The 14,309-nt window shown below is 65.4% G+C and carries 15 protein-coding genes; 8 read left to right on the forward strand and 7 right to left on the reverse strand.

The annotated features are described in order from the left end of the window. Positions 1-88 precede the first annotated feature (88 nt). The 5 genes from A9975_RS23360 to A9975_RS23380 all read left to right on the forward strand — a co-directional run bounded on the left by A9975_RS23360 (position 89) and on the right by A9975_RS23380 (position 4,644). Positions 89-610 carry a hypothetical protein gene (locus A9975_RS23360; protein ID WP_183034890.1) on the forward strand — a complete coding sequence of 174 codons (522 nt, stop codon included), beginning with the start codon at positions 89-91 and terminating at the stop codon, positions 608-610. Positions 611-659: 49 nt separating this feature from the next. Next, the gene (locus A9975_RS23365; RefSeq protein WP_183034891.1) at positions 660-1,445 is read left to right on the forward strand and encodes an outer membrane lipoprotein-sorting protein; all 786 of its coding nucleotides are present in this window, start codon (positions 660-662) and stop codon (positions 1,443-1,445) included. 9 nt (positions 1,446-1,454) lie between these two features. Beyond that, positions 1,455-2,285: a hypothetical protein gene (locus A9975_RS23370; protein ID WP_255503399.1), complete on the forward strand. Its 831-nt coding sequence runs from the start codon at positions 1,455-1,457 to the stop codon at positions 2,283-2,285. 62 nt (positions 2,286-2,347) lie between these two features. Further along, positions 2,348-3,922: a c-type cytochrome gene (locus A9975_RS23375; RefSeq protein ID WP_183034944.1), complete on the forward strand. Its 1,575-nt coding sequence runs from the start codon at positions 2,348-2,350 to the stop codon at positions 3,920-3,922. Between the two features lie 92 nt (positions 3,923-4,014). After that, positions 4,015-4,644, forward strand: a complete 630-nt coding sequence (locus A9975_RS23380; RefSeq protein WP_255503400.1) for an SCO family protein — start codon at positions 4,015-4,017, stop codon at positions 4,642-4,644. A 118-nt stretch (positions 4,645-4,762) separates the two neighbouring features. On the opposite strand, the gene A9975_RS23385 is transcribed toward A9975_RS23380, so the two are convergent. From A9975_RS23385 to A9975_RS23400, 4 genes are all read right to left on the reverse strand, one after another. Continuing rightward, positions 4,763-5,305, reverse strand: a complete 543-nt coding sequence (locus A9975_RS23385) for a GAF domain-containing protein (protein WP_183034892.1) — start codon at positions 5,303-5,305, stop codon at positions 4,763-4,765. A gap of 4 nt (positions 5,306-5,309) precedes the next feature. Next, positions 5,310-6,290 (reverse strand): tripartite tricarboxylate transporter substrate binding protein, encoded by a 981-nt coding sequence (locus A9975_RS23390; RefSeq protein ID WP_183034893.1) that lies wholly within the window; start codon positions 6,288-6,290, stop codon positions 5,310-5,312. Between the two features lie 98 nt (positions 6,291-6,388). Beyond that, positions 6,389-8,218, reverse strand: a complete 1,830-nt coding sequence (locus A9975_RS23395) for a gamma-glutamyltransferase family protein (RefSeq protein WP_183034894.1) — start codon at positions 8,216-8,218, stop codon at positions 6,389-6,391. Positions 8,219-8,398: 180 nt separating this feature from the next. Beyond that, positions 8,399-9,217 (reverse strand): hypothetical protein, encoded by an 819-nt coding sequence (locus tag A9975_RS23400; RefSeq protein ID WP_183034895.1) that lies wholly within the window; start codon positions 9,215-9,217, stop codon positions 8,399-8,401. A gap of 187 nt (positions 9,218-9,404) precedes the next feature. Between A9975_RS23400 and A9975_RS23405 the strand changes: the two genes are divergently transcribed. Next, positions 9,405-10,361, forward strand: a complete 957-nt coding sequence (locus tag A9975_RS23405; protein WP_183034896.1) for a LysR family transcriptional regulator — start codon at positions 9,405-9,407, stop codon at positions 10,359-10,361. Positions 10,362-10,426: 65 nt separating this feature from the next. On the opposite strand, the gene A9975_RS23410 is transcribed toward A9975_RS23405, so the two are convergent. The 3 genes from A9975_RS23410 to A9975_RS23420 all read right to left on the reverse strand — a co-directional run bounded on the left by A9975_RS23410 (position 10,427) and on the right by A9975_RS23420 (position 12,088). Then, positions 10,427-10,726 carry a type II toxin-antitoxin system RelE/ParE family toxin gene (locus tag A9975_RS23410; RefSeq protein WP_183034897.1) on the reverse strand — a complete coding sequence of 100 codons (300 nt, stop codon included), beginning with the start codon at positions 10,724-10,726 and terminating at the stop codon, positions 10,427-10,429. Further along, the gene (locus tag A9975_RS23415; RefSeq protein ID WP_183034898.1) at positions 10,726-11,010 is read right to left on the reverse strand and encodes a hypothetical protein; all 285 of its coding nucleotides are present in this window, start codon (positions 11,008-11,010) and stop codon (positions 10,726-10,728) included. The genes A9975_RS23410 and A9975_RS23415 overlap by 1 nt, the downstream gene beginning before the upstream one ends. Positions 11,011-11,182: 172 nt before the next feature. Continuing rightward, positions 11,183-12,088, reverse strand: a complete 906-nt coding sequence (locus A9975_RS23420; RefSeq protein ID WP_183034899.1) for a LysR family transcriptional regulator — start codon at positions 12,086-12,088, stop codon at positions 11,183-11,185. A gap of 60 nt (positions 12,089-12,148) precedes the next feature. Between A9975_RS23420 and A9975_RS23425 the strand changes: the two genes are divergently transcribed. After that, entirely contained in the window at positions 12,149-13,228 is a 1,080-nt protein-coding gene (locus A9975_RS23425; protein ID WP_183034900.1) for a 4-oxalomesaconate tautomerase, read from the forward strand. A 56-nt stretch (positions 13,229-13,284) separates the two neighbouring features. Then, positions 13,285-14,241: a tripartite tricarboxylate transporter substrate binding protein gene (locus A9975_RS23430; RefSeq protein ID WP_183034901.1), complete on the forward strand. Its 957-nt coding sequence runs from the start codon at positions 13,285-13,287 to the stop codon at positions 14,239-14,241. Positions 14,242-14,309: the final 68 nt, after the last annotated feature.

Here is a 14,309-nt window from a genome sequence, read left to right on the forward strand (position 1 = left end):
TGGAAAAGGGGGGAGGGGAGCGGCTCTGGGCGCCCCCTCCGGCATCGAGGAGCCAGGAACAGGTGAGCGCCAGGGGTGACATAAGAAGATGTCCAGCCATGCCAGAATTTTGATGACGATCGCGATGTTGCTCGCCGGTGGCGTCTGGGCGGGTAGGGCCCTGGCGGACTCGGCCTTCCCGCAGGAAGCGCCTTCGGCGGCGCTGACACATGCGCCTTCGCCGTCCGCCAGGACCTCACCCTATACGCCGGTGAAGCTGCCAAAGCACGCGAAGGCCTACTACGATCTCTACGGCGGTGTCGAGGATCTGCACGTACGCCAGACCGCATCGGGCAACCTGATCCGCTTTAGCTATCGCGTGACCGACCCCAGGATCGCCCAGATGCTGGGCGACAAGAATGCGACGCCCTACCTGCTCGGGCAAAGGAGTCGGGCACTTCTGCAGATTCCGGTCATGGACAAGATCGGTCAGCTGCGGCAATCGGGCCCGCTGGCGGCTGGCCAGGAATACTGGATGGTGTTTTCCAACAAAGGCAACCTGATTAAAACCGGGGACCGCGTCAACGTGATGATCGGTTCCTTTCATTTCGACGGCCTGGTGGTTGAATGATCGCGCGTGGGCGCGATCTGTGAGGCATGGATTGAGGGGGGGTGTGCTCATGAACCGAATTCTCTTCCTGGCATTGGGGCTGGTGTCCCTGGCGGGGTCTGCCGGCGCGGCGACGGAAAGCGCATCGGGGAGCCGGCTGACGGCCGCTCAGATCGCCGACAGGAACGTGGCGGCTCGCGGCGGGCTTGAAGCCTGGCGGGCGGTAAGCAGTCTGACCATGTCGGGCCAGATCGATGTCGGCGGCAAGAAGGACGTGATGCTGCCGTACGTTGCCACGATGAAGCGGCCGCACAAGAGCCGCTTCGAGCTTCGCTTCCAGGACCAGACGGCCGTGCAGGTGTACGACGGGGCGCAAGGATGGAAGGTCAGGCCCTTCCTGGGGCGCGATGAGGTCGAGCCGTACAGCGCGGCCGAGGCCAAGATTGCCGCGCAAGCCGCGGAGCTGGATGGCCCGTTGGTCGACTACGCCAGGAAAGGCACCAAGGTCGAATTGCTGGGGATGGAGTCCGTGGAGGGGCACCAGGCCTACAAGCTCAAGCTGACGATGAAAGACCGCGTGGAGCGGCACTTGTGGGTGGACGCAACGAGTTTTCTCGAACTGAAGATGGAGGGCGAGCCGCGCAAGCTGGACGGCAGGATGCATGGCGTTGCCATCTACTACCGGGATTACAAGAGCGAGGGTGGCCTGAAGATGCCGCATGTCATGGAGACCGCCGTCGAAGGCGTCAAGAAGGCCCACCGGATGACCGTCGAGCACGTGGCGATGAACAAGCCGGTGGACGATGCAGTGTTTGCGAAACCGCAGTTGGCGTCGGCCAGGTTACCCGGCAAGTAAGGGGGGGCTATGACTACAAGACGGATCGCCCTCGGGGTTCTCGCCGCTTGTGTCTCACTGGCGGTGCTGCCGGCGCTGCCATCGACGTCGCCCGATCTGAGCGTGGCCCAGATTGTGGAGAAGAACGCCGTCGCACGGGGAGGGCTTGAGGCCTGGCGCAAGATCCAGACCGTGGTCTGGGTCGGACACGTGGAGAGCGCGAATGCGCCTGCACGTTTTTTGCTGGCAATGAAGCGTCCCAACAAGACACGCTTCGAGATCACCGCGCTCAATCAGATGGCTGTGCGCGTCTTTGATGGCAGCCATGGCTGGAAGCTTCACCCGACCCAGGGCGGCAAGCCGAATCTGCAGCCCTACTCGATGGAAGAGGTGAAGTTTGCGCATGACGAGCAGGTGATCGACGGGCCGCTCATGGACTACGAGGCCAAGGGTATCACCGTGACGCTCGATGGCGTCGATGAAGTCGAAGGGCACAAGGCATATCGCCTTGGCATCCGGCTACCCTCGGGCGGGAGCCGCCGCCTGTGGATCGACGCGAAGACATTCCTGGAACTCAAATACGACCGCGAATCTCGCAATGTCCTGGGACAGTCGCACACAGTCACGGTCTTCTATCGCGACTACAGGACAATCGACGGGCTCCAGATACCGTGCACGATCGAGAGCGGCGTTGCGACGGCTCAGGCAACGGACAAGCTCGTGATCGACGAAGTCTCGTTCAACCCCGCGCTGGGCGACTGGATGTTCGCCAAGCCCGGCACGCCGCGGCAGGACAAGCCGGTTTCGATCGATGCCCAGGCGCGGCCAGGGTCGGGCGATGTGGTCCGGCCGGCGCCATAGCGATGAGCCGGGGACTATCCGCCCTGCGGGCGCTCGTCGCGTGCTTCGCCGCCGCCGCCATGATGGCGTTCGGCGGCCAGGCCAGTGGCGCCTCGGCCACGGAAGCCGGCGAAGCGATTTTCCAGCGCGGCGAGCTGCCTTCGGGGGCGCCGCTCGATGCGATCCGCGATGGCGGCATGCGGATGCAGGGGGCCGCCGCGGCCTGCGTCAATTGCCATCGGCGCAGCGGCCTCGGCGCCAAGGAGGGCTTTGGCACCGTGCCGCCGATCACCGGGCGCTATCTCTTTCACCCGCGCGCCAAGAGCCTCGAGGACCTCGACCTCCCCTACGTCGAGGGCATGCGGGCGGATCGCGATCCGTATACCGATGACACGATTGCCAGAGCCATCCGCGAAGGCCTGGACTCGGAAGGCAGGCCACTCAATTACCTGATGCCGCAATTCGCGCTGAACGACGCCGACATGGCCGCACTGATCGCATACCTGAAGCGGATGGACCAACGCAGGCCGCCGGGGGTCACGGAGACGGTACTCCATTTCGCTACCATCATCACGCCGGATGCGGATCCCGTGAAGCGCCGCGGCATGCTGGATGTGCTGGACCACTACTTCGCCGACAAGAACACGTTTCCGCTCGGGCCGACCCCTGCGCTGCGTGCATCGCGCAAGATGATGTTCATGGTCAATCGCCGCTGGCAGCTGCATGTCTGGGAACTCACCGGCCCGGAAGCGACCTGGCTGGATCAACTCAAGCGGCATCTGGCGGCGGAGCCTGTCCTTGCCGTGGTGTCGGGGCTCGGTGGCAGGAACTGGGCGCCGGTCCATGCATTCTGCGAGCAGGAATCCGTGCCATGCCTGTTTCCGAATATCGAGGTGCCAGTCAAAAGCGATACCGACTTCTATTCCCTGTATTTCTCCAGCGGCGTGCTGCTGGAAGCGGACCTGGTCGCGAAGAAGATCCTGGATGCGGGCAGTGGCAAGGTGGCGAAGTCGGTGCACCAGATCTATCGTGCCGGCGACAGCGGGGAGCCGGCGGCCAAGGCGCTCGCCGTCAAGCTGAAAGGGCACGGTGTCGTGGTATCCAGCCACGTTCTCGCCAACGGCGAGAGCGTGGCTCAAGCGCTGCGCGGCGCAGCGGGCGCGGATGCGCTCATGCTGTGGCTGCGGCCGGGCGACATCGCCGCGCTTGGCAGCGTGCCGGCGCCGCGCGCTGACGTGTTCATGTCAGGCCTGATGGGCGGGCTCGAGCGCACGCCGTTGCCTGCGGGCTGGCGCGGCGTGACTCGCCTCGCCTATCCCGTCGACCTGCCAGAGCGGCGGCGTGTGCGCGTGGACTATGCGCTGGGCTGGTTTGCAATCCGGCATATCCCGGTCGTCGCCGAGCAGACGCAGGCGGACACGTTTCTTGCCTGTGGCCTGCTGGCTGAGACGCTGAGCCACATGGTCGACGCGTTTGCGCGCGACTATCTGGTGGAGCGCATGGACGACATGATAGAGCGCCGCATCATCACCGGCTACTATCCACGCCTGACCCTTGGGCCGGGTCAGCGTTTCGCTTCCAAAGGGGGGTACATCGTCCGGTTTGCGGAGCCTGAGCGCACACGGCTGGCCGCAGACGGGGAGTGGACGGTGCCGTAGGGAAGCATCCAGGTGAAGGTCCATCCGGAGGGATGGGCGGAATGCCAAGATCCGCTCACGCGGCGTGTCGACAATTGCTGAAGGAGGTTTCCATGAACGCGTTCAAAGTACGATGGGGCAGGGCGCTGGTATCGGCCCTTGTGGCCGGGAGCACGATCGCGGCGGTGATGCCGTATGCGCTGGCGCACGACGGCGCCGATCCGCATGCGCATCACCACATGATGCGGGACACGCGCACATCCACCGCGGCCTACTCACTGCCATCCGTGACGCTGGTACGAGACGATGGCCGTGCCGTCTCCCTGAAGGATGAACTGGACGACGGCCGCCCCGTGGTCCTGACGTTCATCTATACCACTTGCACTTCCGTTTGCCCGGTGATCAGTCAGACGCTCTCGCAATTGCAGGGCGAGCTTGGGCCGAACAGGGACAAGGTGCACATGGTGTCGATCTCGATCGACCCGGAGCAGGACACGCCATCGCGCCTGCGGGAGTACGCGACGAAGTTCGGAGCGGGTCCCGAATGGCAGCACTACACCGGCGCTGTTGCCGCGAGCGTCGCCACGCAGCGCGCGTTCAACGTCTATCACGAGGACAAGATGAACCACAGTCCCGTGGTATTCCTGCGTGCGGCGCCGGGTAATCCATGGCTGCGGATCGATGGCTTTGCTACCGCGGACGAGTTGTTCCTTGCGTATCAGAAGCTGGTCGCAGCTAACTGACTGGAGCATGATCTGGCTTCTGGAGCTTTGCAGGGATCTCCGTCAGGGCCTTGCAACGCTCCGGATGTCGACAGAAGATGCTTCGCTGGTCGGCAAGGCGGATGCCGGACGTCCCGTCTCAGCACTCTGCATGCACCGCCGGGCTAGCCGCCATCACCGCCGGGGCCACCATCTGCGCGAGCAAGCGCAACACGGCCACTTCGCTCTGCGTCCACGCGCTGCGCGCCGCAAGGAAGTTGAACGTCCCCACGCATTGTCCGCGCTCGCATACCGGTACATTGACCACTGCCGAAAGCGCAAGCCCGCGAATCGTCGAGATATCGTCGAACACGGCCTCAAGCGCCGCGTCCCCTTCGCCCACGAAGACCTCGCCCTGATGCAGCACCCTGCGTGTCCACGGCGTGTCAGCCTTGTACTTGCGACCGCCCACGGGGTAGGCGGCGGTGTCGGAGGACCATAGCCGCACCACTTCGGAGCTGGCGCGCAGGTAGGCATTGATGGTGAGCAGCCCCGGGCCCAGCAGCGCGGCAGTGGCGCTGCCGATCGCATCGAAGGCGTTGGCGGGCTTGGCTGCGCGCGCCAGCGTGTCGCATAGCGAGGCTAGCAACGCCACAGGCAAGGTCACGACGGAGGGCGCGGCATCATTCACGATATCGGTCACGGCTTCACTCTCCCTTGATGCCCAGGTCCCGAATCAACTTGCCATAGCGGTCCGCGTCGCGGCGCAGGATGGTGCCGAACTGCTGGGGCGTGGAGGTGGCGGTTTCCACGCCGATGGCGTTCATCTTTTCCCTCACGTCCGGCAGCGACATGATGCGGTTGATCTCCTGGTTCAGGCGTGCCACCAGCGCTGGCTGCATGCCGGCCGGGCCGAAGGCGCCGTACCACACGGACAGCTCGTAGCCGGGCACGGTCTCGGCCACGGTGGGCACGTTGGGCAGCAGCGGCGAGCGCTTGGCTTCGGTCACGGCGAGCAGGCGCAGCTTGTTGGCCTTGACGTGGGGCAGGGTCTGCGTGCCGGCGGAGAACAGCAATTGCGTTTGCCCGGCCACGGTATCGACCACGGCGGGCGCACCGCCCTTGTAGGGCACATGCAGCATCTGCACGCCGGCCATCTTTTCGAACAGCACCGCGCTCAGGTGGTTGGTGGAGCCAGGGCCGGCGCTGGCATAGGCCAGCTTGCCGGGGTTGGCGCGCGCGTAGGCGATCAGCTCCTTGACGTTGTGCGCGGGCACCGATGGGTTGACCACCATGGTGTTGGTGACAAAGGCCAGCAGGCCCAGCGGGGTGAAGTCCTCCACGCCGCGAAAGGGCATGTTGGGCATCAGCGCGGGGTTCATTGCGTGCGTGCTCATGGAGCCGACCAGCAGCGTGTAGCCGTCGGGCTTGGCGCGCGCCACCATGGCAGAGCCGATGTTGCCGGAGGCGCCGGGCTTGTTGTCGACGATCACCGGCTGGCCGAGAGAGCGGGTCAGGTGCTCTGACAGCACGCGGGCAAGGATGTCGGTGGAGCCGCCGGCGGCCCACGGCACGATCAGCGTGATGGGCTTTTGCGGGAAGGGATCGGCGGCGCCGGCGCCCGAGGCGGCGGCAAACAGCGAGAACGTGGCAAGGCCCAGCAGGCAGCGCTTCAAAACGGCTTTCATCTCTTTCCTTCTCCGATGGCTATGCGAACCGCACGGTGCGATCCGGTTTGATTCGATCCTGCAAGTCGGGTCCAGCAGACCAATGCACCAATGCACCGTCAGCGGCCCACGGCATATCCCTGCATGCCACGCGCATTGGCGCCGGCGCGCAGCACCAGCCGCCCCTGCGCATCGCGCTCCCGCGTGCAGGCGGACATCCGCCCCTCCGACCAGGGCTCGCCTACCTTGACCTCATGGCCGCGCGCGCGCAGCGCCGCGATGGTGTCCTCGGGCAGCCGGGACTCCACGCTGAGCCGGTTGAGCACCACCGAGCGCGGCCAGAACGAGCCGGGGAAATGATCGACATGCCAGGCCGGCGCATCGATGGCTTCCTGCAGGTTCATGCCGTGCACGGCGTGGCGCAGGAAGAAAGCGACGGACCATTGGTCCTGCTGGTCGCCGCCGGGGGTGCCGAAGACCATATAAGGCTCGCCGTCGCGCAGCGCGAGCGAGGGCGACAGCGTGGTGCACGGGCGCTTGCCCGGCGCTAGCGTGTTGGGTAGGCCCGGCTCCAGCCAGGTCATCTGCAGGCGGGTATTGAGCGCGAAGCCCAGCTCGGGAATCACCGGGCTGGACGACAGCCAGCCGCCCGATGGCGTGGCCGCGACCATGTTGCCCTCGCGGTCGATCACGTCGATGTGGCAGGTGTCGCCGACGAAGATCTCGCGCTCGGCCCATTCCGCTACCGGCGGCATGGCCGCAAAGGTGGGCTCGCCCACGCCGAAGCGCACATCGGCGTGGCGCAGCGTGCGCTCCGCCGCGCCGAGGTCAGGCAGGCGTGGCGCGCGGCCGCCGACCGTGCCCGGCAGGATGTCGAGCGAGGCGCGTTCGCCGATCTGGCGCGCGCGCGCGGCAAGGTAGCCGGGATCGAGCAGGCCGGCCAGCGGCGCATCGCCAAAACCGGGGTCGCCGTACCACGCCAGGCGGTCGGCCATGGCCAGCTTGGCCGCCTCGGCAATGCGGTGCACGAACTCGGGCGAGGTGGGTGCGTGCGCGGCGAGATCGGCGTGGCGCAGCATGCCGAGTTGCTGCAGGAACGCCGGGCCTTGGCTCCAGATGCCGCACTTGGCCACCGTATAGCGGCCAAAGTCCAGCGTGGCGGGCGCTTCCACGGTGGGCGTCCAGCGCGCCATGTCTTCATGGCGCAGCAGTCCTTTATGCCGCTCGCCGGTGGTGTCGCGCACCGCCTGGGTACGGCAGAAGCTGTCGATTTCCTTGGCGACGAAGCCCCGGTACCAGCCATCCAGCGCGGCGTCGATCTGCTGCTCGCGCGTGCCGCCGGCGGCTTCGGCCGTCTCGACGATGCGGGTATAGGTGCGTGCCACGCCAGGCACCGTATGCAGGCTGCCCGGGCGGGGCACGCGGCCATCAGGCAGCCAGACGGCCGCCGAGCTGTGCCATTCGTTCTGGAACAGTTCGCGCACCGCCACGATCGCTTGCGAGATGCGCGGCACCAGCGGGAAGCCGTCGCGCGCATAGCCGATGGCGGGGGCCAGTACATCCGCCAGCGTCCAGGTGCCATGGTCGCGCAGCATAGTCAGCCACGCGCCGAAGGCGCCGGGCACCGTGGCGGGCAGCAGGCCGATGCCGGGCACCAGGTCCAGTCCCATGGCGCGCATCGCGGCCGGGTCGGCCAACGCGGGCGCGGGGCCTTGCCCGCAGATGGAGCGCACCGCGCGTTCGCGCTCGCTCCACAGCAGGATGGGCACCTCCCCGCCCGGTCCATTCAGGTGCGGCTCCACCACCTGCAGCACAAAGCCGCCGGCAACGGCCGCGTCGAACGCGTTGCCGCCGCGCTCCAGCACGCTCATGGCGGTTTGCGAGGCCAGCCAGTGGGTGGACGAGGCCACGCCAAAGGTACCGACGATTTCCGGGCGGGTGGTGAACATGGAGACTCCGTGGCGGATCGGGCAGGGTGGCGAAACGCGCTGGCGCCCAAGCGCGCAACGCAAGCCGAATTGGGGTTGGTGCCTGGGAGTATAAGGTCACCGGATAACTGTTTTTGGTCAAAAAATTATTGTTGCATAACGAATTGGTTATGCATGGCGCGGGTCATGGCCGCACTCGGACTAGCCCTTCGCCAACGCGAAGAGCAGAAGCAGGACATTCACAACAATTAACGCGTACAACACCAGCATGGGTGCCGGCGTGCTCCGGCACTGCGCAACCACTTTGCGCAAGCGCCCGTCCCGTCCGCGTTTGAGCAGGTAGGCCAGGCTCATGCCGAGCGCGCTAAACCAGGCCAGGTTGCCAAGCGTGCCCTTGGGGCCGGAAGCCGGCTTCTTGGCGAGTGGGGGCGCAGCGGCGACCGCGGGCGAAGTGAGGAACGATACGTCCGTGGTGGTGGCGGTCATGGCTGGTGGCGCGTTGTGCAGAGCGGCCATCGGCTGCGCCGGTGCTGGCGGATTCTGTCTGAGCGGCATTGGCCTTGCTGCTTCGCCGCGTCGTGGGCTGTTATGCGCTTCCAGCTTCTCGTGCTGCTTGCCGGAGCGATTGGCGTCCCGGGCTGACTTCGGCCTGGCATCGTGCTGCGGCCATTGTGCGAAGACACCGTCAAGACAGTGCACGGAGTCGCAAGCATCCCGCTTCTTGCGCCAGGCTATGACGTCTGCTTTGCGAATTGCACCTGCGTGTAGCAGCCGTTGCTGCTCGGCATAGATGCGCTCATAGCCAATCGACAGAAGGGCGTAATCGCAGATGAGCCGCGCCGCGCGTGGGCGATGGTCTGTTTGCCGCGCGCATGCCTCGTGGCTTGCGGCCGGGCCTTGGCAGCCGGCAGGGGCCGTACGGGGCGCTGTTTGACAGACGATGTCGGACGCCTGTGCACCAGGAATGACAAACGGGCTCAATGCGAGGAGGACGGCCAGGTGGCCTGTGACCCTGTTCATCGTGTCTTCTCATAGAAGTGACGATTTCGGCGCTGAGGTCCAGCCGGGATCCGCCAGACATTGTGCTACAACGTCACGACCGCGGTCCGCGCGCTACCGCACGTACGCTGCCGGTGCCTGTCCCGGTGGTTCAAAAGTGCTCTAGTAAAATCAAAGGCTTGCAACGCGCTCAGGCCCAGGACTTTCATTGCCTTCACCAGTCGACAAACTCCAGCACAACCTCATCTCGCGCCTGCGCCTGAAGCACCTCGCGCTGCTCCTGGCGCTGGACCGCCAGCGCTCGGTCTCGCGCGTGGCGGCCGAGATGGACCTGACCCAGCCTGCCGTGACCAAGGCGCTGCGGGAGATCGAGGAGATCTTCATGGTGCCGCTGTTCGTGCGTTCGCGCCGGGGACTGGAGCCCACGGGCACCGGCGCGGCGGTATTAGCGCATGCGCGGCTGGCCATGGCGGATACGGAGGCGCTGGGGCGGGAGCTGGCGGTGATCGGCGCCGGACTGCATGGCCGGCTGCGCATCGGCGTGATTCCCTATGTGGCGCCGGTGGTGCTGGACGCGGCCTGCTCGCACGGCCTGCAGCAGCAGCCGCGCGTGGCGGTGCTGGTGCGCGAGGGCACCACGGATGAACTGGTGGCGGCGCTGCGCGCGCACGAGCTCGATTGCGTCGTCGCGCGGTCCTTCTACGCGCCGGGCGACGACATCGCGCAGACGCCGCTCTACCGCGAGGAACCGGCGCTGGTGGTACCTGTGGACGCCGCTGCGAGGCTAGCGCGCGGCAAGCTGGACTGGCAGCGCCTGGCGGCGCTGGACTGGATCCTGCCGCCCGCGCACACGCCGATCCGGCGCACCATCAACACGTTGTTCGCCACCGCCGGCGCGGTGCCGCCCACGCCAATGGTGGAAACCTATTCGATCAAGACCATCGCCACGCTGATGCGCAACCAGCCACGCGCCATCACCATCGTGCCGCGCGCGGTGGCGGCCGAACTCGCGGCCACCGGCAGCGCGGCTGTGTTGCCGCATACGCTCACGTGGGACTTGCCCGCGGTGGGCGCGATGTGGTTGCGGCGCACGGAGCATAGCGAGCCGCTGCAGGCGCTGGTACGGGCGTTGCTGCAGGCGGTGGCGGTGAAGGCGGGAGGGTGAAGGGGAGGCGGCCAGCACAGGGTCAATGCGCACGCCTAGGGGCTGATCGATCCATGGATCCGTGGCTATCGCACGCCGCCACGGCCTGTCGTGTTGGGCCACCGTCGCGCGGCATGCAATACACGCAATATCTCCACGCTATCGTCCGCAATGCGGTAGGCCATGATGTAGTTCGATCTCACCACGCACTCTCTGGTGCCGCCGACTCTGCCAGCCTTGTACAACTCTGGCCGCTGCCGGACCTGATCCGCGAGGGCTTCAAAAGCTTCATCCAACTCCACCGCGGCAGCAGGATTGTCTTCACCGATGTAATCCATGATTGCCGCTCGATCTTCAAGCGCCGCTGGCTGCCAGCGTAGCCGCATCACCCGGTAGCCTTGGTCCTGCGAAGCAGCGCGTCACGACGCTTCGCGAAAATCCGGCGAGCCTCATCGTCTTCGATGCTTGGACGCGCGTCTTCAAGACTGGCCTGCACCTCCTTGCGGAACCAAGCGTCATGGTCAGCCGCCTCGTCCTGGCTGCGCTTGACATAGTCGCGCATGAAATCACGAAGCAACAATGATGCGGGCCGGTCATGGGCCTTCGCAGCCTCGGTGAAAAGTGCTTTTAGCGTATCGTCAACGCGGAAGGTGAAGGTGGTTTCGGACATGAGCGACGATCTCCATGCAGATACTGGGTATGTATTTTGCACTAACAGTGCACTGCAAACAAACCGAATCGAACAACTATGTCGTGGCCGCATCGGACACAGCGCACTTTTGATGCGCGCTAGTGCGCGCACAATGATGTCCGGTGGGCCATCGTGTGGATGGCCTGCCGCCCTATAGCGCTCGCCTGGCGGTTTGCTGCACCATGTCGCGAAGCACTTTGGCCGTGGGCGAGAGCGGTACGCTGTGCCGGGTGATCAGGCCCAGGGTCCGCGATACCTCGGGCTCGACCAGCGGGATGCCGCGCAATGTGGCATGCGCCTTCACGGGCAGGGCCAGGCGCGGCACCGCGGCGACGCCCAGCCCGGCTTCGACCAGCCCGAGCAGCGTCGACACATGCGCCACCTCGAAAAAGCTTGTCGGCCTGCGTTCGCAGTTTGCCAAGGCAGAGTCAATCAGTACGCGATTGCCGCTGGAGCGATCGACAGTCATGAACCGCTCGTCGGCCAGCTCCGACCACCTTACGCTTTTGCGGCGCGCAAGCGGATGCGTATGGCAAACAGCCAACACAAACTTTTCGCTGAAGATCCCTTCGAAGGCGACGTCCGGCTCCTGCGTTCCGATGAAGTTGATGCCGAAGTCCGCGCGCCCGGTGATGACGGCATTCAGCACGGTGTTGGCGCTCTCATCCAGTACACGGACCCGGATGCGCGGGTAGCGCTGCGCGAATCGCAGGATTACCGATGGCAGGAAGTAGTACGCGGCGGACGGCACGCAGGCCACCGTCACCAGGCCGCTGCGTTGCGCGGCAAGGTCCGTGATGTTCAGCACCCCTCCCTCAAGCTCCTCGAGTGCCGCCCGTGCGTGATCCAGGAACAGGCGTCCGACGTTCGTCAATGCAACGTGACGCGTGCTGCGTTCGAATAGCTTGACCCCCAGGATGCCTTCGAGCTTTTCAATGCGCCGGCTCAGTGCCGGCGGCGAAAGGTGGAGGTCGTCCGCGGCCGCACGGAATGACAGCCGGTCCGCTACGGCCACGAATGCCTGCAGTTCCTGCAAATCGAAATTGATGCGTGCCATGCAACGATGTCTCCCGGGATTGCAATATACAAATTATTACCTGAAGGACATCATAAATGCATGAGCAAAGACATTCCCTGTGTATTGATGCGTGGCGGTACTTCCCGCGGACCCTTGTTCCGTGCGGACTGGCTGCCCGATGACCCGGCCAGGCGGGATCAGGTATTGCTATCGGCGATGGGCTCGCCCCATGCGTTGCAGGTCGATGGGCTTGGTGGTGGCAGTTCGCTGACCAGCAAGGCGGCGATCGTATCGCGCTCGCATCGGCCAGGATGCGACATAGATTATCTGTTTGCGCAGGTTGCGGTCGACAGGAGTCGGGTCGACACCCGTCCCAACTGTGGAAACATGCTAGCCGCCGTGGCGCCATTTGCCATCGAGGAGGGCTTGGTGCAGGCTGGCCAGTGCGCGACCACCATCCGCATCTTCAACGTCAATACCTCGTCAGTCGTCGAAGCCGTGGTCCAGACCCCGGGCGGCCAGGTGACCTATGCCGGCGATACGCGGATTGACGGGGTTGCCGGGACCGCGGCCCCGATCATGCTGAACTTCCTGGATGCATGGGGGCGCGTGACCGGCGCCATGTTCCCGACCGGGAACACGATCGACGTGATCGACGAGGTCATGGTTACCTGCATCGATGCCGCCATGCCTCTCGTTGTCGTTCATGCGGCCTCGCTTGGCGTGCGTGGCGACGAAACAGCCGCGGCGCTCGATGCCAATCAGGCGATGCTCGCGCGGCTGGAGTCGTTGCGCAGGGAGGCGGGTCGCCGGATGGGGCTGGGCGACGTCAGCAACAGCGTCATTCCGAAGCCTGTTCTCGTCAGCCGCCACGGCGGGGCGAATGAGATCACGTCGCGCTATTTCACCCCTTCGCATTGCCACGTGGCACACGCCGTGACAGGTGCCGTCGGCATTGCGGCGGCCTATTGCGTGCCAGGGACCGTAGCCAACGGGCTCGCTTCGACGCCCTCGCCGGAAGGCCGCATCGTGGTGCATCACCCCGCCGGCAGCATCGAAGTCAACGTCGAGCTGGAGCGCGATGGCGGCCCGTCGCCCTTGCGCCGCATCGGGCTCGTGCGCACCGCCAGACGCATCATGAAAGGCATGCTGTCCGTTCCCGACGAAGTGCTGGGCTGACGTCCAGGGTGCTTCGATCTGCTTCGCATCACGACAAAAAACATCAGGAGACCATCATGATTTGTACCTTCAGGCATGCCTGTGCCATCGCGCTGGCCCTCACCGTCGGCGTGGCGCACGCGTTCCCCGACAAGAACATTACGATCGTCGTTCCAACCTCGGCGGGTGGCGCCAACGATGCCATGGCGCGCGTGATCGCCCAGCGCATGAGCGTGTCGCTCGGCAAGCCCGTGGTGGTGGAAAACCGTGCCGGCGCCAACGGCGCGATCGCATCCGAGTATGTTGCGCGGGCCAGGCCGGACGGGCATACCATCCTGTTCGGATACATCGCGACGCATGGGATCAACCCGGCGCTCCAGAAACTGCGCTACGACCCCGTCAAGGACTTCGCGCCGATCGGCATGGTCGCCAATTCCCCCACCCTGGTTGTCGTCAACCCCATGGTGAAAGCCGGCGATATGCGGCAACTGATCGACCTGGCACGCGACAAGAATGCAAACCTGAACTATGCCTCCGCGGGCAACGGCACCGCTCCCCATGCCACGGCGGAACTATTCAGGCTCGCCACGCAGACGCAGATGGTGCACGTGCCTTACAAAGGCTCGGCGCCTGCGCTGGTCGACACGATTGCCGGCAATACGCAGATCATGTTCCCGAGCTTGTTCACCGCCTACCCGCAGATCCGCAACGGCAAGGTTCGCGTTCTCGCCGTGGCCAGCAGCAAGCGCACGCCGTTGCTGAGGGACACACCGACACTGAACGAACTGGGGATCGATGTCTCGGTGGATCAATGGTATGCCATGTTCTCCCCGGCGGGAACGCCCCCGGAAATCGTCGCCAGGCTGAATGCCGAGCTCAATGCAGCGCTGCGCGACCAGGCGGTCGCGGACAAGATCGCGGAGCAGGGCGCCTACGTGCAGACCAGCACGCCACAGGAACTCGGCGCGCTCGTGAGCGCCGATGTCGCCAAATGGAAGCGAGTGGTTCAGGCGTCCGGCATGACCGCCGACTGACTCCGCCAACTCCCGGTGCGCGGCGCCAGCCCCGGCACATCGGTGCATCGCACGATTCGCGCACCTCC

The sequence above is a fragment of the Cupriavidus sp. UME77 genome (assembly GCF_014170355.1).
Classification (GTDB): domain Bacteria; phylum Pseudomonadota; class Gammaproteobacteria; order Burkholderiales; family Burkholderiaceae; genus Cupriavidus; species Cupriavidus basilensis.

Bases quoted from the DNA above. Each gene is read 5' to 3' on its own strand.
- A9975_RS23395 (WP_183034894.1), bottom strand. From the start codon at position 8,218: ATGTTCACCACCCGCCCGGAAATCGTCGGTACCTTTGGCGTGGCCTCG.
- A9975_RS23425 (WP_183034900.1), top strand. From the start codon at position 12,149: ATGAGCAAAGACATTCCCTGTGTATTGATGCGTGGCGGTACTTCCCGC.
- A9975_RS23390 (WP_183034893.1), bottom strand. From the start codon at position 6,290: ATGAAAGCCGTTTTGAAGCGCTGCCTGCTGGGCCTTGCCACGTTCTCG.
- A9975_RS23380 (WP_255503400.1), top strand. From the start codon at position 4,015: ATGAACGCGTTCAAAGTACGATGGGGCAGGGCGCTGGTATCGGCCCTT.
- A9975_RS23415 (WP_183034898.1), bottom strand. From the start codon at position 11,010: ATGTCCGAAACCACCTTCACCTTCCGCGTTGACGATACGCTAAAAGCA.
- A9975_RS23430 (WP_183034901.1), top strand. From the start codon at position 13,285: ATGATTTGTACCTTCAGGCATGCCTGTGCCATCGCGCTGGCCCTCACC.
- A9975_RS23375 (WP_183034944.1), top strand. From the start codon at position 2,348: ATGGCGTTCGGCGGCCAGGCCAGTGGCGCCTCGGCCACGGAAGCCGGC.
- A9975_RS23360 (WP_183034890.1), top strand. From the start codon at position 89: ATGTCCAGCCATGCCAGAATTTTGATGACGATCGCGATGTTGCTCGCC.
- A9975_RS23410 (WP_183034897.1), bottom strand. From the start codon at position 10,726: ATGCGGCTACGCTGGCAGCCAGCGGCGCTTGAAGATCGAGCGGCAATC.
- A9975_RS23370 (WP_255503399.1), top strand. From the start codon at position 1,455: ATGACTACAAGACGGATCGCCCTCGGGGTTCTCGCCGCTTGTGTCTCA.
- A9975_RS23420 (WP_183034899.1), bottom strand. From the start codon at position 12,088: ATGGCACGCATCAATTTCGATTTGCAGGAACTGCAGGCATTCGTGGCC.
- A9975_RS23365 (WP_183034891.1), top strand. From the start codon at position 660: ATGAACCGAATTCTCTTCCTGGCATTGGGGCTGGTGTCCCTGGCGGGG.
- A9975_RS23400 (WP_183034895.1), bottom strand. From the start codon at position 9,217: ATGAACAGGGTCACAGGCCACCTGGCCGTCCTCCTCGCATTGAGCCCG.